We start from the raw sequence: 21,072 nt of genomic DNA on the forward strand, positions 1-21,072 counted from the left end.
CTAAAAATGGCAAAGAAAGTTACCGGATATATCAAATTACAGATCCCGGCTGGAAAGGCAACCCCGGCTCCGCCGGTAGGTCCGGCTCTCGGACAGCACGGTGTAAACATCGTACAGTTCACAAAGGAATTTAACGCAAAGACAGCGGATAAGGGCGACCTGATCATCCCGGTTGTTATCACTGTTTATGCAGACAGAAGCTTCAGCTTTATCACAAAGACTCCGCCGGCTGCTGTTCTGATCAAGAAGGCATGCAAGCTCCAGAAGGCTTCCGGTGAGCCGAACAAGACAAAGGTTGCTGAGCTCTCCAAGGAAGATCTGAGAAAGATCGCGGAGACAAAGATGCCGGATCTGAACGCTGCTTCTATCGAGGCTGCTATGTCCATGATCGCTGGTACAGCAAGAAGCATGGGAGTTACTGTTGCCGAGTAATTACTGAATCTGACAATATAATGGCATGCAGAAATGTCGCTCAGACAGGGCATTTCGAAGCGTTTCATATGAGTGGGAGGGCATTCCCGACATAACCACAGGAGGTTATTCAATAATGAAGACAGGAAAAAGATATAACGAGGCTGCTAAATTAGTAGACCGCTCTATCCAGTACGACCTTAACGATGCAATCGATCTCGTCAAGAAGGCTGCTTCTGCAAAGTTCGACGAGACCGTAGAGCTTCACATCAGAACCGGCTGCGATTCCCGTCATGCGGATCAGCAGGTTCGTGGTGCGGTAGTTCTTCCGCACGGAACAGGTAAGAAGGTTCGTATCCTTGTATTTGCTAAGGGACCGCAGGCAGATGCAGCTCAGGCAGCTGGCGCAGATTACGTTGGCGCTGAGGAGCTCGTACCGAAGATCCAGAACGAGGGATGGCTTGATTTCGATGTAGTTGTAGCTACACCGAACATGATGGGCGTTGTAGGACGTCTTGGTAAGGTTCTCGGACCGAAGGGCCTTATGCCGTCTCCGAAGGCTGGCACCGTTACCATGGATGTAGAGAAGGCTGTAGCCGACATCAAAGCTGGTAAGGTTGAGTACAAGCTTGACAAGAGCAACATCTTCCACGTAACCGTAGGTAAGGCTTCCTTCGCACAGGAGCAGCTCGCAGACAACTTCCAGGCACTGATCAATGCACTGCTGAGAGCTAAGCCGGCTACACTTAAGGGCGCTTACTTCAAGAGCATTACCCTGACCTCTACCATGGGCCCGGGCGTTAAGCTCAACGTCAATAAGGTTGTAGGCTAATCGCTTAACGATCGAATAAATGCTGCCGACGGGCAGCGTACATTGATAGAAAAGGCATATCCTTTCGGGGGTATGCCTTTTTGTTTTTTTGGAAAGTGTTCCGCCAACGAAGATGATACCTTCCGGAGACCAGCGGCGTCGCGCAAAGTTCATGGCACGTCCCGCAGGATTGCGGGGATAGAGGTGATAGAGGTGATGGGACAATGGGACGATGGGGGAGCCGAAGTCCGCTTGCGGACTTTGATCTGCAGACTGCGGGCTGTATCGATTCGATATTATTACAGGTTATATTAAAATAGAATATCAGAAATAATTGACATAGCAATTCCTTTGCATTAGACTCTCTATAACTTTAGAAACAAAAAGTGATGTAAAAGTACGGCATAGTAAAAAAATTGCGGCTTTGACTGTCGGCTCAGACCGACAATCCGGTATGTCTCCTTGATCGTGGAGGAAAAAAAACGATGCGGATGTGAAACATATCAATTGTATGTATACTTTTGTTCGTGTATAATATGAAAATAAGTCATCAGAGACATGCACGAACAAGCCGTTCTCGAATATGGCTCCACACAGGAAGTTATCGAAAGGGAAATTTGCAGGGGGTAAATCAGCATGATGAATTACAAGAAGTACAAGCGCGTTCCGGTCGTCAATTTTCCGGAGAGGGAGTGGCCGAATAAGGAAATCGAGAAAGCTCCGGTCTGGGTCAGCGTGGATCTGCGCGACGGCAATCAGGCGCTCGTTGAGCCAATGGTTGTGGAAGAAAAGGTTGAAATGTTCAACATGCTGGTGAAAATGGGGTTCAAGGAGATCGAGATCGGATTTCCGGCTGCGTCCCAGATTGAGTTCGACTTCCTTCGTCAGCTGGTGGAGCGGAAAATGATCCCGGATGATGTCACGGTTCAGGTGCTCACCCAGTGCCGGGATCATCTGATCAAGAGAACATTTGAGGCGATTCAGGGAATTCCGAAAGCAATCGTTCACATCTATAATTCCACATCTACCCTTCAGAGAGATGTTGTCTTCCATGATTCCAAAGAAGAGATCAAGAAGATTGCAATCGACGGTGTAAAGATGGTACAGCGCTATATGGACACGTACAGCGGAAAGGTGATTCTGGAGTATTCTCCGGAGAGCTTTACCGGAACTGAACTCGATTATGCGAAAGAGGTCTGCGATGCGGTTGTCGCCGAGTGGGGGGCGACACCGGAGAACAAGGTGATCATTAACCTTCCGGCAACGGTGGAGATGAACACTCCGAACGTCTATGCGGACCAGATTGAATGGATGAATAAGAACCTGAACAACCGTGAGAGCATCATCCTTTCCATTCATCCGCACAATGACCGGGGAACGGGCATCGCGGCGGCGGAGCTGGCAATGCTTGCCGGGGCCGAGCGCGTGGAGGGAACCCTTCTCGGAAACGGTGAGAGAACCGGAAATGTCGACATTCTGAATCTTGCATACAATATGTTCTCTCAGGGAATTGACCCGAAGCTGGAGATCAGCGATATCAAGAAGATCGTCGAGGTGTGCGAGCGCTGCACCAAGATGGCGGTGGATCCGAGACACCCGTATGCAGGAAAACTCGTATTTACCGCATTTTCCGGATCTCATCAGGATGCCATCAGCAAGGGGGTTGCGGCGCTTTCGGAGAGAGAAGACGGCATCTGGGAGGTGCCGTACCTTCCGATCGATCCGGCGGATATCGGGAGAGAGTATGAACCGATCGTCCGCATCAACAGCCAGTCCGGCAAGGGCGGCGTAGCCTTCGTCATGGACACCTATTACGGCTTCCACCTTCCGAAGGGAATGCACAAGGAATTTGCCGACTACATTCAGGCAATCGCCGAAAAACAGGGTGAGGTTTCTCCGGAACAGATTATGGAGGAATTCAAGAAAGAGTACATCGAGTGCAAGGAACCGCTGCATTTCCGGAAATGTCAGATCGTTGATCAGGAATTCGAAGGCGGCGCGTTTCAGACCGTCGCACAGCTCATCTACACCGACCACGGCCGTGAAAAAAAAGTAGAGGGCAGAGGAAACGGACCGGTCGACGCCGTTCAGAGAGCGCTGGAGAAAAGTCTCGGCATCCGGATCCGGGTGCTGGATTATTCTGAACATGCACTGACCATGGGATCCGAGGCGCAGGCGGCATCCTACATTCACCTCCTCAACCAGGAGACCGGTGAGGCGACATACGGCGTCGGTATCAGCTCCAACATTACCCGGTCCTCCTTCCGCGGCATTTTCAGCGCGGTCAACCGCCTGTTCTATCGCGGGAATGACTGACGGAAATCATTGGCGGGACTTTACAGCATGATTCCGCCTACGGTATAATTCGTATAAATTCAGCTCCTGTCCGGGAATGGATGGGAGCTTTTTTGTGGTATAGGATATTTCTTCGAAATTCCCCATATCACAAAAAATGCTTCGCGAGGATGCGCACGCCGCTGAATGAAAAAAGCTCCGCGAGGATGCGCACGCCGCTGAATGAAAAAAGCTCTGCGAGGATGTACATGCCGCTGAGTGGAAAAAACAATCCGCGAGGATATACACGCCGCTGAATGAAAAAAAGCTCCGCGAGGATGTATATGTCGTTGAGCGGAAAAACGTTCCGCAGGAATGCGCACGCGCGGGAGAGAAGAAGAAACGGGCAGGCGTCAGCCTGCCCGATGGTCAAGGGATGTCAAAATGAGATGGAATAAATGGCTCCGCAGGACCGCTGTTATGCTGGGACTTGCGGTGACGATGACTGCAGGATGCGGAAAAAGCGATTCCGGGATGGTGACTGTTCCGGCGAAGGAACAGACGACGGAGAATACCTCGGACAAAACCGCCGGAAAGGCGGCGACCGATGGCGCAGGAAGTGCGCAAAGCGACGGGGAAAATGCGGAGAGTTCAGAGACGGCCGAACGTGCCGGGGAAGAAAACGGAACGTGGGATGAGACTGCGGTTCCGGAGATCCGGGGACTCACCTTTCTTCGGGAGGCGGAGCGAAAATACGCAAGAGGATTCCGGATTTTGTATTACCAGGATGCGGCCGGGGCGGAGTATACCAATATTCTCATCCGGAATGGCGTGAATGCCGTTCTGATTCCGGAAGGAGGGAAAAGACCGGATTCTCTTTCGGCCGGAACCATTGTCCTGAAAAAACCGGTGGACCGGATCTACCTTGCGGCGACGGCGGCCATGTCGCTCTTTGACCGTCTGGACGCGTTAGACCGTATCGCGTTCAGCGGAACGCGGGCGGAGGGATGGTATGTTGAGAACGCAAAGAAGGCGATGGAAGACGGTACCATCCGGTTTGCGGGAAAATACAGCGCGCCGGATTTCGAACAGCTGCTGGCAGACGGATGCAGACTGGCGGTCGAGTCAACCATGATTCTGCACGTGCCGGAAATCCGGGAAAAACTGGAATCGCTCGGCATTCCGGTGTTCCTCGACCGGTCAAGTTATGAAGACCATCCGCTTGGCCGAACCGAATGGATCAAGGTCTACGGTGCGCTTCTCGGAAAAGAGGCGGAGGCGGAGACATTTTTCGCCAGTCAGACGGCACTGCTGGAGGATCTGGGAAGGAAGAAACCGTCTGGAAAGACGGTGGGAATCTTCTATATCAATTCGCTCGGAGAGGCCGTGGTGCGCAGCGCGGAAGACTATTCGGCGGAGATGATCCGGCTTGCCGGCGGAACCTATGCATTTGAGAATCTGAAGAATCCGAATCCGGGAAATCATATGGGATCGGTGCATCTGTCGATGGAAGAATTTTATTCCGGGGCGAAGGATGCGGATTATCTGATTTACAACGCGACGATTGAAGATGCACCCGCATCGCTCAGGGAGCTTACCGAAAAGAATCCGCTCTTTGGGGATTTTAAAGCGGTCAAAGAAGGACGGGTTTACTGCGCAGACGGGTATTTCTATCAGGCGACGGATCAGATTGCACGGTTTATGAAAGATGTTCACACGATTCTTTCGGGCGGTGATGAGAGTGATATGCTGTTCCTGAAGAAGCTTTCGTAAGAGGTTTGCTTAGAAGGAATCACAGAAGATTTTTAAAGGAATTACAGAAGATTTTTAAAAGGAACCACAGGGGATTTTTAAAAGGAATCACAGTCGATGAAATCGGAATATCCGGGAAAGGAGAAAAGCGTGAGTGAGAGAGAACGCCGGTTCCGGCGGTATACGCTGGTGTTTTCGGCTTTGGCGGTATTGCTTTTTGCTGTGTTTCTCCTGAATCTTTCCATGGGAAGCCAGCGGATCCCGATGCGGGATGCCCTTGAAATTCTTGCGGGAAAAGAGGATCCTTCACTCGAGACCGGGAGAGCGATTCTGATGAAGATTCGGCTTCCGCGCATTCTGATGGCACTCATTCTGGGCGGTGCTCTGGCGGTCTCGGGTTTTCTGCTTCAGACATTTTTTGCCAATCCCATCGCCGGACCGTTTATTCTCGGGATCTCGTCCGGAGCCAAAATGGCGGTTGCGGTTGTGATGATCACGGTTGTCACCAGATTCCATACCTCATCTTCCGGAATGCTGGTACTGACGGCATTTTTCGGTGCTCTTGGCGCAACGTCGATGATCCTTCTGCTTTCACAGCGGATCCGGAATATGGCGGCGCTTCTCGTCGCCGGAATCATGATCGGATATATTTGCTCGGCGATCACGGATTTTCTCGTGACATTTGCGGAAGATTCCCAGGTGGCAAATCTCCGGAACTGGTCGATGGGAAGCTTTTCCGGGATGGCATGGGAGGATGTACGGACGGCGGGCTGCATCATTGCGGCCGCGTTTCTGGTGGCTTTTTTTTTGTCGAAACCCATGGGGGCATATCAGCTCGGTGAGGCGTATGCGCAGAGTATGGGGGTCAACGTCCGGCTTTTCCGCGCGGCGCTGATCCTGATTTCGAGTCTCCTTTCCGCGGCGGTGACGGCTTTTGCCGGACCGATTTCCTTTGTCGGGATCGCGGTGCCGTTCCTTGTGCGGGCGGCCTTCGGGACTGCGAAGCCGCTGATCGTCATTCCGGGATGCTTTCTGGCCGGAGCGGTTTTTATGGCGCTGTGCGATCTGATCGCAAGGATGGCGCTCTCGCCGATGGAACTGAACATCAGCACGGTGACCGCGATCTTCGGTGCACCGGTGGTGATCTTTATGATGGTGAGGCACAGACGTGACCGACATCAGGAAGGATGAAAGAAGAACCGAAAGGTGATAAGATGGTAGATGGGATTCCGGCGTGATTCCGGATGAAGAAGACAGAAATACAGGAGTTTTGATATGAAGTTACATCGACACGGAGAAGACGAAGTTCTCCGGCTGAATCAGGCGATGAATCCGGACGGAACCGTTTTTCCGTACCTGACCTTTCCGAATCTGGAAAAAACGGGAATGGTCCGTCATCTTTTTACCACGAGAGACGGCGGCGTGAGCGGAGGAATGTTCCGCTCCCTGAACCTCAGTTTTCTTCGGGGCGATGACGAAGCAGCCGTACAGGAGAACTATCGGCGGATTGCCCGCGTGATGGAGAGTGATGTAGAGCATTTTGTGCTGACGGATCAGACGCACACGACGAATGTCCGCCGCGTGACCGGGGATGATGCGGGAAAAGGACTTGTCCGCGAACGCGATTATGAGGACGTGGACGGTCTGGTGACCAACGTCCCGGGGCTTGTCCTCGGCGCTTTTTTTGCGGACTGTGTTCCGCTCTTTTTTGTGGACCCGGTGCACCGCGCCATCGGTCTGTCCCACTCCGGCTGGCGCGGAACCGTGAACCGCATGGGAAAGGTGACCGTTGAAAAAATGATGTCGCTCTACGGTACGGATCCGAAGGACCTGATCTGCGCCATCGGCCCGTCTATCTGTCATGAATGCTATGAGGTGGGCGACGATGTGGCCGTGCAGTTCCGGGCGGCATTTCCGGGACGGGAGAATGAGGTGCTGAGCCCGGAAGTCCGGAACGGAAGAGAAGTTCCGGGGAAATCCCTGCTCGACCTCTGGCAGGCCAACCGGATCGTGCTGGAAGAAGCGGGAGTTCTGCCGGAGCATGTCGCATTGACCGATATCTGCACCTGCGAGAATGGAGACGCGCTCTTTTCGCACCGGGCAAGCAACGGGAAACGCGGCAATCTCGGCGCGTTTATGAAACTGATCTGATGGATAAAGATGCAGTTTGCGCTTGAGCGCAGATGTTTAAAATTATATGACGGTTCAGATACGAGACCGGAGCGATCCGGCCTGTGCCTGAGCCCGGGAGATGAATATGGGAACATTTTACACACCGGAGACACTGGAAAAGATACAGGGAGAGATTTTATCCATTCTGGACGATTTTCTTGTGATCTGCCGGGAACATCATCTGGAATACTACGGCATTGCGGGAACCGGAATCGGAGCAATCCGCCACGGCGGTTTTATTCCGTGGGATGATGACATCGATCTGGCGATGCCGAGAAAAGACTATGAGAAACTTTGCCGTATCGTGAAGAAAGACTACGGTGACCGCTACTATATGCTGAACGCGAAGACCAGCGAAGAATATCCGCTGATGACGGCAAGACTCTGCAAACGCGGAACCGTCTTTGAGGAGGAAGTCATGAAGGGCGTCCATTGTCCGTTCGGCATCTTCCTGGATCTGTATCCGCTCGACAATGTCCCGGACGGGGAGTTTGCCCGCAAAAAGCAGGCGTGGACCGCATGGTTTTTCAGTAAACTTATGATTCTTCGCCGGATTCCGCGGCCGACACTGGCGCAGAGCGGTCTGAAGGCAAAGCTGATCTATGCGGTCTGCGGCGCGGTGTACCGTCTGATGCTGGCGGCGAATATGTCGCCGGAATATCTCCGGAAGCGGTGCGAGGCGGAATGCCGCTGCTATGAGGGGAAGAAGACGAAGAAGATGGCATTTCTCGCGGATACCAATCCGTACTGGAACACCATCGACAAAGAGAACCTTTACCCACTGAAGAAGATCCCGTTTGAAGGACGGGAACTGGATTTTCCGGCGAATATCGACGCGATGCTGCGGTTTCAGTATGGCGATTACATGGTGATGCCGCCGGAGGACAAGCGGAAGACGCACACGCCGTACCGGCTGATATTCTCCGACGGGACCGTCGGGGCGGGACCGGAGATCCCAAAAGCGGAACACCATGGGGATACGGAAGAAGGGCGCACGTCCGGCACAGGGCTGCCGGAAGCGGGCAGAGAGCAGCAACGGACCGGCGGATTTGATGCAACCGGCGGAGGAAGCGTATGAGCGCGCTGGCAAACCTCCTCATCGGCTCCGATCAGGATCTTGACCGCAGAAACATGACCTGGAATATGCTCGGAAGCTTTATCTACGCCTTTGCGTCCATGGCGCTCACCATTGCGGTTGTGGCGATCTCCGGTGAAGACGAGGGCGGAATCTTTGCGTTCGCTTTTTCCACCTTCGGACAGCATATGTTTATGGCTGCGTACTTCGGAATGCGGCCGTTTCACATTACGGACATCCTGCACCGGTACAGCTTCGGAGAATATCTTCGCCTCCGGATCCTTACCTGCAGCGGCGCGGCTCTTTTCGGTCTGTTCTATGTGCTGGCGGGCGCAGGGACCTACACCGTTCACAAATGCGCCGTGATCATGCTGATGGTACTCTATAAGGTGATCGACGGATTTGCGGATGTGTATGAAGCAGAGTTTCAGCGGGACGGGCGGCTCTATCTGACCGGAAAGTCCAATACATTTCGAACCATTCTGTCGGTGAGCGTGTTTCTCGGAACGCTTCTCGCATTGCGGCAATCCGGGCCCGCGGGACTGACGGGGGCCTGTGCGGCGGCGGTTCTCGCCCAGGCGGCCGGCGTGGTCCTTCTTGACGGCTCGGTCATCGGCCGGATCGGCAAGGTGACGTGGGACGTGCGGCCTGGAAAGGTGTTCTCGCTGTTTCGGGAGAATCTGGTCCTGTTTCTCTCGGCGATTCTGGACTTTTACGTGTTTTCCGCGGCGAAATACGCGATTGACGCCAACATGGCGGATCGCTATCAGGCGGTGTTTACGGCAATCTTCATGCCGACGAATGTCATCAACCTCGTGGCGGGATTCGTCATTCGTCCTTTCGTGACGAAAATGTCGGATGCCTGGAATGCGGACCGCCCGGAGGACTTCCGGAAGACAGTTCAGAAACTGGCGATGATCATTGCCGGCCTTACCGTCCTTGCCGTGGGCGGAGCGTGGTTCCTGGGCATTCCGGTGCTGTCGCTTCTGTATCCGAAACTCGGATACATGCTGGCAGACTGCCGCAGCGCCCTGATCGTCATCATTCTCGGCGGCGCGTGCAACGCGTATATCAATCTCTTTTATTACACGCTTGTGATCATGAACCGGAAGTCGTGCATCTTTGCCGGCTATGTGCTGGCGGCGGTTTTTGCGGTTCTGGTTTCGAATCCGGCAGTCCGCGCGGCCGGAATCTTCGGCGGCGCGGTGTCGTATCTTCTGCTGATGATACTGCTCGCCGGCTTCTTTATGATCCTGTCGGGTATCTTTTATCTTCGAAGGAGGAAACCGTTATGATAAATTTCACTGTCGGCCCCGTTCAGTCCGATCCGGAAATCCGTGAGATCGGGCGGGAGGATGTGCCGTATTTCCGCACGCCGGAATTTTCCGCGCTGATGAAGGAAAACGAAGAATGGCTCCTGAAACTTGCCAATGCGCCGGCGGACAGCCGCGTGGTCTTTTTGACCGGTTCCGGATCCGCCGCCATGGAATGCGCGGTCATGAATCTGTTTGGACCGCAGGATAAGCTGATCGTCATCAACGGAGGAAGTTTTGGCGCCCGTTTTGCAAAGATCTGCGATATTCACAAGATTCCGCACGATGAGATCCGGCCGGAGTTCGGCTGCGGCGTGACGGAAGACGACCTTGCCGCTTTTGCCGGAAAGGGATATACGGGTCTTCTGGTCAATGCCGGCGAGACGAGCACCGGAGTTCTCTACGACGTGGAGATGATCGGACGTTTCTGCAGAGAACAGGGGCTGATTCTGGTGGTGGACGCCGTCAGCAGTTTTATCGCGGATGAGATGCAGATGGAGCAGTGGGGCGTGGATCTGGTTCTCACCGGCTCCCAGAAGGCACTGGCGCTGCCGCCGGGCATTTCCCTTCTCATGATGGGACCGCGGGCGATCCGCCGCGCGATGGAGCATGAGACGGAATCCCTTTACTTCGACGTGAAGGATTATCTGAAAAACGGAGAGCGCGGCCAGACGCCGTTTACTCCGGCCGTCGCCATTTTGATCCAGCTTCACCGCCGTCTGGAAAAGATTTTTGAGGAAGGCGTGGAAAAAGAGAGGGCCCGGGTCCGGGATCTGGCTGCCGATTTCCGGGAGAAAATCAAAGATCTTCCGCTGGAGGTTCTGACGAAATGTCCGAGCAATGCGGTGACTTCGCTTCATCCGACCGGAACAAGAGCCGACGGAACGCCGGTAAAGGCGACGGAGATTTTCTCGGTGCTGAAGGACGAGTACGGAATCTGGATCTGCCCGAGCGGCGGCGATCTCGCGGATTATATGTTCCGTGTCGGCCATATCGGGTATCTGACGACCGAAGACAATGACAGACTGATCGGGGCATTCCGCGATCTGATGAGGAGGGGAATCCTGTGAAAGCATTTATTCTCGCGGCAGGCCGCGGAACCCGGATTTCAAGATATTTATCCGGAAAACCGAAATGTACCGTCGATATCGGCGGAATCCCGCTGATCCGCTATACGGTGGATCTTTTGAAGTCCAAGGGCGTGACGGAGATCGCGCTGGCGCTGGGATACAATCAGCAGGCGATCCGGGATGTCCTGGAGGGAACCGGCGTAAAATTCTACGTCAACCCGTTTTATGATGTGACGAACAGTATTGCGTCCGCCTGGTTTGCGAAGGACTTCCTTCAGGGCGATGACATGCTGATCATGAACGGCGACGTCTACCTGGACGAGACACTCCTGGATCTCCTTCTGGCAGAGAAGAAGCGCCCGGTGATGTTTGCGGACGGAAGCCGGAAAGAAACGGCGGATTACAAATTCTATTATCCGCAGGGAAGGCTGCTGAAATACGGGAAAGAACTCGAGGGCGATGACATCACGGGAGAGTATATCGGGCTCGGCCTTTTTGCCAAAGACTTCATGCCGCATTTCGTGGACCGGATGGAAGAGATGATCGCCCGTCAGGAACACGGTGTCTGGTGGGAAAATGTTGTCTACAGCATGACGGAGGAAGACAGCATTCACGTCACAGACGTCAAGGGAAACTTCTGGGCGGAAGTCGATTACATTGAAGATTACGACCGGATCCTGAAACATCGGGGAGTCGGGCGAAGAGAGATGGAATGAACGCAATCGTACATAGAATCAAAATTTTTCCGATATGGGTGAAAATACCGGCAGTTCTTCTTCTGGTATTTCTGCTCGGACTGGGGGCGGAGTATGGTTTCCGGCTCCCGGCGATCCGGGCGGCAGCAGTTCATGGAACCGGCGCCGCAATTGATCCAGCGGCGGCAGAACTCTCCGGCGGCTTTGACCGGAGGGACGGAGTCATCGGTCTATCGGGGGAGAGCGGAACGATTCGCATCCCGCTGGACGGAAGCTATATTTCCGACTTTGTCTACTCTTATCGCTATGATGGCCTGATGAACGCGTCCGTGCGGATCGGGACGAAGAACCTCTATGGGGAGACCCGGGAAAAGGAAGCGGTGGAACGGATCGACCGGAATATGTCGGTTCTGCCGGAATCCCATATTCCGGTAAACGGAAATGCAGACTGGGCGGAAATCACCGTGACCCGGGACGGTCTCGACGAGGCCGGGCTTTCCCACATGAATTTCCGTGATATGACACTGGAGATGACCGGCTTCCGAACGGAAGTGAACACCGGCATCAATCCGTACCGGCTGGCGTTCTGCTGGAGTGTGCTTCTCCTTCTTGCGGGCGCAGTTTTTGCGCGGAACCTGTTCTTCGGACGGATGGAGACCGGATTTCTCGTGACGGCACTTCTTCTGGGCACACTGCTCTCGGTCTCGCTTCCGGCCAACAAGATCGGCTGGGACGAAGAGGTACATTTTCGTCAGGCATTCTGGCTTGCCAATTACCGTCAGCCGGTGGATGTGACGCAGGCGGTGATGAACGAGTTTATCACCGGGATGGACACCTGGCCGTATAATCAGCCCGGAAGCCGCGATGAGCAGAACATGCTCGAAGACTATCTGGACACGAATGCCCGGACCGTCGGCGGAGAGCACCACTGGAGCACGGACCTCAACTGGACGACGGTCACCGGCTATGCCGGCGAGGGGCTGTTTCTGAAGATCGGAGAGATCCTGAAGCTGCCGTTTTCGGCGCTGTTCCGGTTGGGGCGCCTCGGAAATCTCTATGTCTATATTCTGGTGATGGCACTTGCCATCCGGATCACGCCGGTGGGAAAGCCGATTCTGGCATTTCTGGGACTGATGCCCGAGCCGCTTTTTCTGGCCGGTGTCTACTCCTACGATCCGACAGTCACCGCTTTTCTCTGCCTGTTCTTTGCGATGCTTCTTCGCGTCTGGGCGGACCCGGAGCAGAAGATGACCTGGCTCCGGTATGCGGAAATGCTGCTGGTCTTTGCCTGGGGCTGCCGGATCAAGGCCGTTTACGCCCCGCTTCTTCTCATGGGACTTCTGATTCCGAAGGAGCGGTTCCGGAGCGAAAGGGAGCGGAGAATCATGCGCGCAGGTTTTGTTCTGGCAACGGTTCTGCTTATGGCATCCTTTGTCCTTCCGGTGGTATTTGCACCGCGGGATGTGGGCGATACGAGAGGCGTGGAGACCAGCGAGAAGGGACAGATGGCCTACATCTTCGGACAGCCGCTTTCCTATGCGCTGATCCTTGCGCAGAATATGATCCGCACGCTTCCGGCCTATGTCCTCGGCGAGGAATCGCTGGGACAGCTCGGACATCCGCTTCCGGCGGCATTTCCATGGATCTTCTATGCCGGAAGCCTCTGGATGATCCTGACCGGGAACCGGGAGGCTGTCAAAATGACGCCGGCCGGTCTGTTCAACCGGAAATCCCGACTCTGGATGTTTCTTCTGATTGCCGGGACTGCCGTGCTGATCTGGACGTCGATGTACATCGCGTTTACGACACCGGGAAATACTTATATTGACGGAGTGCAGGGCCGGTATTATCTGCCGCTCCTGTTCCCGCTGTGGCTGATCATGGTGCCGTCCTTTATCCGGATCCGGATGAGTGAGCGGATGCAGAATGGGATCACGCTTCTTCTTTCCGGCGGAATCCTGACTGTGGTCTGGTTTGCGCAGGTGTATCTGTCTTTCTGCCGGTAGAATTCCGGGATGAACGGAAGAATTCCGGGACGAACGGAATCTGCCGGACGATGAACGCATGGAGTACAGCGCATATGTTCGGCATAATATTGTATAATTATAGTGTTGCGGAAAGAACAGTGGTTGGATCATTTCCGATCAGAGAAAAGAAACAGGAGGCGTGAGAAATGCAGAAATTTGTTTATTATGCACCGACTGAGATTGTGTTCGGACAGGATACGGAACTTCAGACAGCGGGACTGGTGAAAAAGTACGGCGGAAACCGTGTCGTTCTCATCTACGGCGGAAAATCCGCAGTGAAGAGCGGTCTGATCGGACGTGTGGAAGAGAACCTGAAAGGGGAAGGGCTGGAAGTGCTCTCCTGCGGCGGCGTTGTGCCGAATCCGCTTCTCTCCAAAGCGCGTGAAATCGCAAAGGCGGCCGTGGAATTCAAAGCGGACTTTGTTCTGGCGGTCGGCGGCGGAAGCGTGATCGATACCGCAAAGGCAGTGGCGCTCGTTCTCGCGGCTCCGGAACATGATGTATGGGATTTCTGGAGCAAAAAGGCTCCGCTGGATAAGGCAGCTCCGCTCGGAAGCATCCTGACCATTTCGGCAGCAGGTTCCGAGACCAGCAATTCCACCGTTCTTACAAAGGACGACAAGACACCGCCGACCAAGAGGGGAATCAACAGCGATTCGTTCCGCTGCCGCTTCACGATCATGAACCCGGATTTGACGATGACGCTTCCGGTATGGCAGATCGGCGCCGGCGCCGCGGACATTTTCATGCACACGTCCGAGCGCTATTTTGCGAAGATTCTTGGCAATCACCTGACCGATGAGATCGCGGAGGGACTGTTCCGTGACATTATCAAATACGGTCCGATCGGCGTGAAGGATCCGAGGAACTACGAGGCGATGAGCGAGATCATGTGGTGCGGCAGCGTATCGCATGTCGGTCTCACCGGTATCGGAGCGAAGGGAGACACCGCGCGCGAGGGAGACTGGGCGTGCCATCAGCTGGGCATGGCGATCTCCGCACTCTACGATTCCACGCACGGAGCGACGCTCTCCGCAGTCTGGGCTTCCTGGGCGAGATACGTGAAATCTCAGAATCTGCCGCGTTTTGCGGAGTTTGCCCGCAAGGTGTACGGCATCGCGGAGACAGATGATGAGAAAGCTGCGGACGAGGGAATTCAGAGAACCAATGAATTTTTCCGGAGCCTTGGCATGCCGCTGACCATTACCGAGCTTCTCGGACACGAGCCGACCGATGAAGAGCTTACAAAGCTTGCGGATGAGTGTTCCTACGATCACACGAGAAGCATCGGAAGCTTTAAGACGCTGGACTATGATGACATTCTGGCGATTTACCGGATGGCAAAGTGAGATCGCAGATCACGACCGACGGCCGGTTCCGGTGACAAAAAACGCTTGCGAAAAGCGTATCCATGATGTATCCTATCAGACATACGACAACAGATTAGCACGTTAACATGATAAAGCAAAAGAGAAAAGCGGAAGGTGAGGCCGGATACTGCGGTTTTCACCGGCGATCAGACGCAGATCGGACTGCCGGAAATGTTCCGCGGCTGTCTTTTAGCGATCGGGATACGTGTATAATGAATGGAATAGCAGGAATCGAAAGGGAGCAGACATGGAATATCTGAAGAAGCCGGCGGTACGACCGGAGGAAGAGACCGAGAAGAAAGTCGCGGACGTAGCGGCGATCATCGCCGGAGTCCGAAAGAACGGAGATGAGGCGGTCCGCGCCTGCAATACGAAGTTTGACGGCAACACCCGTGAACTGTTTCGGGTTTCCCGGGAAGAGATTGATGCCGCTCGCGCGAAAATGACGCCGGAAGAGATCTCGGATCTCGAGGCGGCAGCGAAAAATATCCGGGAATTCGCGAAAGCGCAGTTGGACTGCGTGAAGCCGCTTGACGGCGTCTCCGTCATTCCCGGAGCCCGTCTCGGTCACCGCGTCATTCCGCTTGCTTCCTGTGGATGTTATGTTCCGGGCGGTTCTTATCCGCTGTTTTCCACTGCGCTGATGCTGGTTGTCCCGGCGAAGGTTGCCGGTGTCCGGCGGGTGGTAGCCGTTTCACCGACCGTTAAGGGAACGACGGAGATCGATTACCGGACGCTCGCGGCGATGGATATCGCCGGCGCGGATGAGATCTATGCGATCGGCGGCGTTCAGGCGATCGCGGCTCTCGCCTACGGAACGGATCAGGTGAAGGCGGTGGACAAGATTGTCGGACCGGGCAATCAGTATGTTGCGGAGGCGAAGCGCCAGTGCTTCGGCCAGGTCGGCATTGACTTTGTTGCAGGCCCCTCGGAAGTGCTTGCGATTGCGGATGAATCCGCCGATCCGGAGATCCTTGCCGCAGATATGCTGGCGCAGTCCGAGCACGACCGCCTTGCGAAGGGGATTCTTGTGACGACGAGCCGAAAACTCGGCGAGGATGTGATGGCAGCCGTGGAGCGGCAGCTGAAAGCACTGTCCACGGCGGATATAGCGGCGGACTCCTGGCACACCTACGGAGAAGTGATTCTGGCGGAGTCGCTCGAGGAGGCGTGTACGATCTCTGATGAGATTGCGCCGGAACACCTGGAGATCTGCGTAAGAGAAGAGGATCTTGAACCGGCGGAGGCGATGCTGACGAATTTCGGATCTCTCTTCATCGGACAGGAAACCGGAGAAGTCTTTGGCGATTACGCGTCCGGAACGAATCACTCTCTTCCGACGATGCGCGCGTCCCGCTATACCGGCGGCGTGTGGGTCGGTACTTTCCTGAAGGTCTGCTCCTTCCAGCGGTATAACCGGGAGGCAATGATGGCGGTTGCTCCCCTCGTTTCCCGGATGGCGAACGGGGAGGGGCTGATGGCGCACAAAAATGCGGCCGATATCCGGATGAAGCGATGATCGGAAATGGTTTGTCCTGCGGATGGATTTCAGATAATTTATAATATGTTTTGCGACAGTCAACGAGTCAGGGTCTCATGCGATTATGGACCCCGGCTCGTTGTTTGTTGTGACCGAAAAAATTAAAAATGATAATTTCTGCAAAGTGGAATACAATGGTGTTAAGGCGTGAAAACCGGAAAAACACAAAGAACTATAACTGACAGGGAGGACATGACAGAATGAAACTGCTTCATTTGGGGGACCTTCATCTCGGGAAGTCCCTCGGGGATTTTGACCTGACAGAGGATCAGAAATATATCCTTGATCAGATCCGGAAACTGGTGGAGAAAGAGAAAATTGACGCCGTTCTGATCGCTGGGGATGTCTATGACAAATCGATTCCCAGCGAGGCCGCGACAAGACTTCTGGACCGGTTTCTGAGTGAACTGTCCTCTCAGGGCGTGAAAACGTACATGATCAGCGGTAACCATGACTCCGACGACCGGCTGAACTTTGGAAGCACACTGTTTGAGAAGAACAGGGTATTTATCTATTCGGTGTTTGACGGCCATCTCCGGAAATATGTTCTGAATGACGGTGACACGGAGGTGAACATTTACCTTCTCCCGTTTGTAAAAGCATCGCAGGTAAGGCATTATTATCCGGAGGCAAAGATCGAGAATTACGAGGACGCTGTGAGGACGATTCTCGCGGACGCTGACATTGACCGGACGAAAAAGAATGTACTCATCGCACATCAGTTTGTCGCGGGGAAAGGGAACGATCCGGTACTGGGCGGCTCGGAAGGCATGGGAACGCAGAGCGTAGGCCTTGTGGAGCGGATCGGTTTTGACCTGTTTGACGCATTTGACTATGTCGCTCTCGGGCATATTCACTCGCCGCAGCAGGTGGGGAGGGCCGAGGTGCGTTATTCCGGTTCGCCGTTAAAATACTCTCTGAGTGAAGTGAACAACGAAAAGTCGGTTCCGGTTATCACGGTCGATTCCCGGAGCGGTGTGACCGTGGAATGCATTCCGTTAAAGCCGCTTCGCGATCTGCGCCATATCAAAGGGACGAGAAACGACCTTCTGAAGAAGGAAAATGTGACCGATCCGGACGATTACCTCTATGTGACACTGACGGACGAAGAGTTTGTCACCGATGCGATGGGAATCTTTCAGCAGATCTATCCCCACACGGTAAAGATTGATTATGACAACTCGCATACAAGGGAGATCGAACAGGTTGACATCTCGCAGATCGCGGAAAACCGGTCTTTCGAAGATCTGATCCGGGATTTCTACCGCCAGATGTACAACGACAGGGAGATCAGCGCCGCGGAAATGGATATGATGCGGACAGTCGCAAGAGAGGCAGGTGTATTGCATGAAGCCGATTAAGCTGATTATGAGCGCATTCGGGCCCTATGCGGGCGAAATGCCGCCGATCGATTTTACGAACTTTGAGGAGAAAGGTCTGTTTCTGATCTCCGGGGACACCGGAGCCGGAAAAACCACAATTTTTGACGCGATCATCTATGCGCTGTATGGGGATACCAGCGGTTCTTACCGTGGTGTCAAAAACCTGCGAAGCGAGTACGCAAAAGAGGATGTGAAGAGTTATGTGGAATTCTATTTTTCGCACCAGGGAAAGGAATATCATATCCGCCGCGAGCCGTCCTATGAGCGGATCAATCGAAACGGGAAAATCACGGAAGAACCGGAGAAGGTGACCTTCTATTATCCGGACGGAAGCACCGTGGAGGGGAGCCGGAATGTCGATGGATTAAAAAGCGATCCGGGGATTGTGCGCGGGCTCCTTCATATCGACAAGGATCAGTTTAAGCAGATCGCGATGATCGCACAGGGGGAATTCTGGTCTCTTCTGAACGCAAAGACTGACGACCGGACGAGGATTCTCCGGACGATTTTCCGGACAAGCGGTTACAACAGCATGGAGTATAAGCTGAAAGAACGGCAGGATGAAAGCGGAAGAAAGAAGACGAAGATCGAGGACAGCATTGTCCAGTATTTTCACGACGTGAAAGCCGATCCGGAAGACGGTCGGGCGGAGGAACTGGCGCTTCTTCAGGAACGGGCTGAGAAATCCGGAAGCGTGTGGAATCTGGACGAGATGACGGGACTTCTGAAACAGCTGATCGAGTCGGATCGGGAAAGAAAACAGGACGCGGACGAAAAGCAGAAGGAAGCGGATCAGCTTCTCAATGCCAGCCGGGTGGAGCTCGCGACCGCGGAGGACAATAACAGGGATCTGCGCAGATGTGAGGAACTGAAGAAGAAAGAAGCGGAACTGGCCGGAAGAAAAGAAGAAATCGATCGAAAAGAGACGGTTCTTACAAGACAAAAGCTGGCATCCCGGGAATGCAACCAGTTCTATCTGTCCTGGAAGGAGAAGGAAGCTTCGGTTCAGCGGCTGGAACGACAGGCGGAGGAGAAGACCGAAGCGGTAAAAGCGGCATCGGAACGAGCGGAGGACGCGAAGCGAGCGTTGGAAGCGGCGGAGAGAGAGCGGCCGGATGCGGACCGGCTCCAAAAACAGGCAGAGAAGATTCGGGATGAGGAGAAAAATTATCAGAGAAGAGATGCGCTGGCCGGAGAAATCGCGGAACTGAAGAAAAAAGCGGCCGGATTTGCCGGTACAGAGAAGGATCTGAGTGACCGGGATAATGCGCTGAAGGAGAAAATCAGCGCTCTTCAGGACAGACAGAAGAAACTCAGAGAAACTCCGGAAAAACTTGCAAAGGCAGAGGGAGAGGAAGAAAAACTCCGGAGTCTTTGCACGGACATCCGGGAGATTCTGGACTGTAAAATTCCGGCCTGGGAGTTAAAACAGAAAGTCCGGAAAGAGAAGCAGGACGCATTTTCCAGAGCGTTTGCGGAATTTGAAGCGGCAAATCAGAAGCGGATCGAGGCGGAGAAGATTCTGGACTCATGCCGGGCGGGAATTCTGGCGCAGACACTGGAGGAAGGAAAAAAATGTCCGGTCTGCGGGTCCACACACCATCCGGATCCGGCTGTAATGCCGGAGAAAGCCGTTACCGAGGAGGAATTCAGGAAGCGGAAGCGCGAGGAGGAACGCTGTCAGGAGAAGAAAAATGCCGCCAATGCCGCGGCAGAAGCGTCCAATTCCGCACTCGAACAGTATGAGGAGCAGCTCCGGAGCGATATGCTTCGGTGTCTGGAGAATCCGGTCATCGGGATGGAAAACCGTACCGGCGGACCGGAGGAACTCCGGAGAGAGATCGGGCAGGCGGAGACTCTTCTGGCGGAAAAGATACAGGAAAATCAGAAAGAACAGTCCCGGCTGACAAGAGACCGTGCCGCGCTCAAAAAGGCGGAAAACGATCTGGACCAGGCCCAAAACGAAGAAACAGAGGCACTCGAAAGGGATAAGAAGCTTTTCGCGGAGACAAAGCAGGAGACAGAGCGGGAACTGGTTGCCCGACAGGCGGAGTACCGGACGCTGGAGGATCTGAGCTTTGAGACCTGGGAGGCGGCGGAGGCAAAGCTCCGGGCCGCGCAGGAGAAGGAGACGGCGATCCGAAGCCGGTTGGAGGCGGCCGGTCAGGAGACGAAGACGGCGGACGAGCATCTCGCCGCGGAGAAGGCGTCTCTCCGAACGATCGAAGAGAATCGGGAAAAGGAACGGAGAGAGGAAAAAGAAAGAGGAGAGAAACTGGACGAGGCGATCCGGAAGAACGGATTTTTGTCGGTGGATGAACTGCTGGAATTTGTCCGGACAGAGGACGAGATCTCCGCAGCGGATCAGGAGATCGAGGACTACCGGCAGGATGTTCACGTCAACCGGCAGCAGCTGGCGGATGCGGAAGAACGTGCCCGGGGAAAAGTCCTCATCGATGTGGAGGCGCTGAACGAGAGGTGCATCCGGCAGGAAAGTGCCGCGGCGGCAAGTCGCAGTGCCGTGAATGAGATTGCGAACCGACTGCAGAACAATCAGGAAAAACTGGAGAGAATGGAAGCACAGGCGCCGGAACTGGAGAAGGCGAAAAAAGAGAATGACATCTGTGTGAGATTATACAATCTGGTCAGGGGAACGACCGGAAACGGAAAGATCACACTGGAGCAGTTTATTCAGGCCGCCGGCTTCGACGGAATCATTGCGGCGGCAAACCGCCGGCTCCGCCCGATGAGTGACGGGCAGTTTGAACTGTTCCGTCAGGATAAGCTCGGAAAGAAAAGCAATACCTTCCTCGATCTGGGGGTTCATGATAACTTTACGGGACATGATCGTCCGGTGGGGAGTCTCTCCGGTGGCGAGAGCTTTAAAGCATCGCTGAGTCTGGCACTCGGCCTCTCCGATACCGTGTCGATGAGCAGCGGCGGTGTTCAGATGGACGCGCTCTTTATCGACGAGGGATTCGGAACGCTGGACCGGAATTCGATTGAGAATGCGATGGACATCCTGATCAATCTTTCCGGGAAGAATAAGCTGGTCGGCGTCATCAGCCACCGTGAAGAACTGATGGAGAGTATTCCGCAGCAGATCCATGTCACGAAAGACAGGGACGGAAGTCACATTAAAACGGAACGCGGAATCTGACGGAAAAAAACATTCCATTA

At 54.3% G+C, this 21,072-nt stretch carries 15 protein-coding genes; all 15 read left to right on the forward strand.

The window, feature by feature from the left end:
• Window positions 1–6 precede the first annotated feature (6 nt).
• The 15 genes from rplK (at window position 7) to BR86_RS0107085 (ending at window position 21,052) form a co-directional block, all read left to right on the forward strand.
• A complete protein-coding gene (rplK, locus tag BR86_RS0107005; RefSeq protein ID WP_031472491.1) occupies window positions 7–432 on the forward strand; it encodes a 50S ribosomal protein L11 in 426 nt (141 codons plus the stop codon).
• Window positions 433–547: 115 nt separating this feature from the next.
• Window positions 548–1,243, forward strand: coding sequence for a 50S ribosomal protein L1 (gene rplA / locus BR86_RS0107010; protein WP_038288148.1), 696 nt, complete (start codon window positions 548–550; stop codon window positions 1,241–1,243).
• A 615-nt stretch (window positions 1,244–1,858) separates the two neighbouring features.
• On the forward strand, window positions 1,859–3,538 hold the full coding sequence (leuA, locus tag BR86_RS0107015) for a 2-isopropylmalate synthase (protein ID WP_031472495.1): 1,680 nt from the start codon (window positions 1,859–1,861) through the stop codon (window positions 3,536–3,538).
• Between the two features lie 402 nt (window positions 3,539–3,940).
• Complete coding sequence (locus BR86_RS0107025) at window positions 3,941–5,269, forward strand: ABC transporter substrate-binding protein (RefSeq protein ID WP_031472499.1); 1,329 nt, start codon at window positions 3,941–3,943, stop codon at window positions 5,267–5,269.
• A gap of 96 nt (window positions 5,270–5,365) precedes the next feature.
• Window positions 5,366–6,439: a FecCD family ABC transporter permease gene (locus BR86_RS0107030; RefSeq protein WP_031472501.1), complete on the forward strand. Its 1,074-nt coding sequence runs from the start codon at window positions 5,366–5,368 to the stop codon at window positions 6,437–6,439.
• 84 nt (window positions 6,440–6,523) lie between these two features.
• A complete protein-coding gene (pgeF, locus tag BR86_RS0107035) occupies window positions 6,524–7,399 on the forward strand; it encodes a peptidoglycan editing factor PgeF (RefSeq protein ID WP_031472503.1) in 876 nt (291 codons plus the stop codon).
• Between the two features lie 106 nt (window positions 7,400–7,505).
• The gene (locus tag BR86_RS0107040) at window positions 7,506–8,498 is read left to right on the forward strand and encodes a LicD family protein (protein WP_075034449.1); all 993 of its coding nucleotides are present in this window, start codon (window positions 7,506–7,508) and stop codon (window positions 8,496–8,498) included.
• Entirely contained in the window at window positions 8,495–9,790 is a 1,296-nt protein-coding gene (locus BR86_RS0107045; RefSeq protein WP_031472507.1) for a lipopolysaccharide biosynthesis protein, read from the forward strand. Before BR86_RS0107040 ends, BR86_RS0107045 begins: the two co-directional genes overlap by 4 nt.
• Window positions 9,787–10,878 carry a pyridoxal-phosphate-dependent aminotransferase family protein gene (locus BR86_RS0107050; protein WP_031472509.1) on the forward strand — a complete coding sequence of 364 codons (1,092 nt, stop codon included), beginning with the start codon at window positions 9,787–9,789 and terminating at the stop codon, window positions 10,876–10,878. Before BR86_RS0107045 ends, BR86_RS0107050 begins: the two co-directional genes overlap by 4 nt.
• The gene (locus BR86_RS0107055; protein WP_031472511.1) at window positions 10,875–11,594 is read left to right on the forward strand and encodes a phosphocholine cytidylyltransferase family protein; all 720 of its coding nucleotides are present in this window, start codon (window positions 10,875–10,877) and stop codon (window positions 11,592–11,594) included. The genes BR86_RS0107050 and BR86_RS0107055 overlap by 4 nt, the downstream gene beginning before the upstream one ends.
• The gene (locus BR86_RS0107060) at window positions 11,591–13,579 is read left to right on the forward strand and encodes a DUF2142 domain-containing protein (protein ID WP_051684656.1); all 1,989 of its coding nucleotides are present in this window, start codon (window positions 11,591–11,593) and stop codon (window positions 13,577–13,579) included. Before BR86_RS0107055 ends, BR86_RS0107060 begins: the two co-directional genes overlap by 4 nt.
• Window positions 13,580–13,746: 167 nt before the next feature.
• Window positions 13,747–14,949, forward strand: a complete 1,203-nt coding sequence (locus tag BR86_RS0107065) for an iron-containing alcohol dehydrogenase (RefSeq protein ID WP_031472515.1) — start codon at window positions 13,747–13,749, stop codon at window positions 14,947–14,949.
• 268 nt (window positions 14,950–15,217) lie between these two features.
• Entirely contained in the window at window positions 15,218–16,489 is a 1,272-nt protein-coding gene (hisD, locus tag BR86_RS0107075; RefSeq protein ID WP_031472517.1) for a histidinol dehydrogenase, read from the forward strand.
• A gap of 221 nt (window positions 16,490–16,710) precedes the next feature.
• Complete coding sequence (locus BR86_RS0107080; RefSeq protein ID WP_031472519.1) at window positions 16,711–17,871, forward strand: exonuclease SbcCD subunit D; 1,161 nt, start codon at window positions 16,711–16,713, stop codon at window positions 17,869–17,871.
• Window positions 17,858–21,052: an AAA family ATPase gene (locus BR86_RS0107085; protein WP_031472521.1), complete on the forward strand. Its 3,195-nt coding sequence runs from the start codon at window positions 17,858–17,860 to the stop codon at window positions 21,050–21,052. Before BR86_RS0107080 ends, BR86_RS0107085 begins: the two co-directional genes overlap by 14 nt.
• Window positions 21,053–21,072 lie beyond the last annotated feature (20 nt).

The organism is [Clostridium] aminophilum DSM 10710 (assembly GCF_000711825.1).
Classification (GTDB): Bacteria; Bacillota; Clostridia; order Lachnospirales; family Lachnospiraceae; genus Clostridium_R; species Clostridium_R aminophilum.

Coding starts and splice junctions, on each gene's coding strand:
- rplK (WP_031472491.1), top strand. CDS start 7: ATGGCAAAGAAAGTTACCGGATATATCAAATTACAGATCCCGGCTGGA.
- rplA (WP_038288148.1), top strand. CDS start 548: ATGAAGACAGGAAAAAGATATAACGAGGCTGCTAAATTAGTAGACCGC.
- leuA (WP_031472495.1), top strand. CDS start 1,859: ATGATGAATTACAAGAAGTACAAGCGCGTTCCGGTCGTCAATTTTCCG.
- BR86_RS0107025 (WP_031472499.1), top strand. CDS start 3,941: ATGAGATGGAATAAATGGCTCCGCAGGACCGCTGTTATGCTGGGACTT.
- BR86_RS0107030 (WP_031472501.1), top strand. CDS start 5,366: ATGAAATCGGAATATCCGGGAAAGGAGAAAAGCGTGAGTGAGAGAGAA.
- pgeF (WP_031472503.1), top strand. CDS start 6,524: ATGAAGTTACATCGACACGGAGAAGACGAAGTTCTCCGGCTGAATCAG.
- BR86_RS0107040 (WP_075034449.1), top strand. CDS start 7,506: ATGGGAACATTTTACACACCGGAGACACTGGAAAAGATACAGGGAGAG.
- BR86_RS0107045 (WP_031472507.1), top strand. CDS start 8,495: ATGAGCGCGCTGGCAAACCTCCTCATCGGCTCCGATCAGGATCTTGAC.
- BR86_RS0107050 (WP_031472509.1), top strand. CDS start 9,787: ATGATAAATTTCACTGTCGGCCCCGTTCAGTCCGATCCGGAAATCCGT.
- BR86_RS0107060 (WP_051684656.1), top strand. CDS start 11,591: ATGAACGCAATCGTACATAGAATCAAAATTTTTCCGATATGGGTGAAA.
- BR86_RS0107065 (WP_031472515.1), top strand. CDS start 13,747: ATGCAGAAATTTGTTTATTATGCACCGACTGAGATTGTGTTCGGACAG.
- hisD (WP_031472517.1), top strand. CDS start 15,218: ATGGAATATCTGAAGAAGCCGGCGGTACGACCGGAGGAAGAGACCGAG.
- BR86_RS0107080 (WP_031472519.1), top strand. CDS start 16,711: ATGAAACTGCTTCATTTGGGGGACCTTCATCTCGGGAAGTCCCTCGGG.
- BR86_RS0107085 (WP_031472521.1), top strand. CDS start 17,858: ATGAAGCCGATTAAGCTGATTATGAGCGCATTCGGGCCCTATGCGGGC.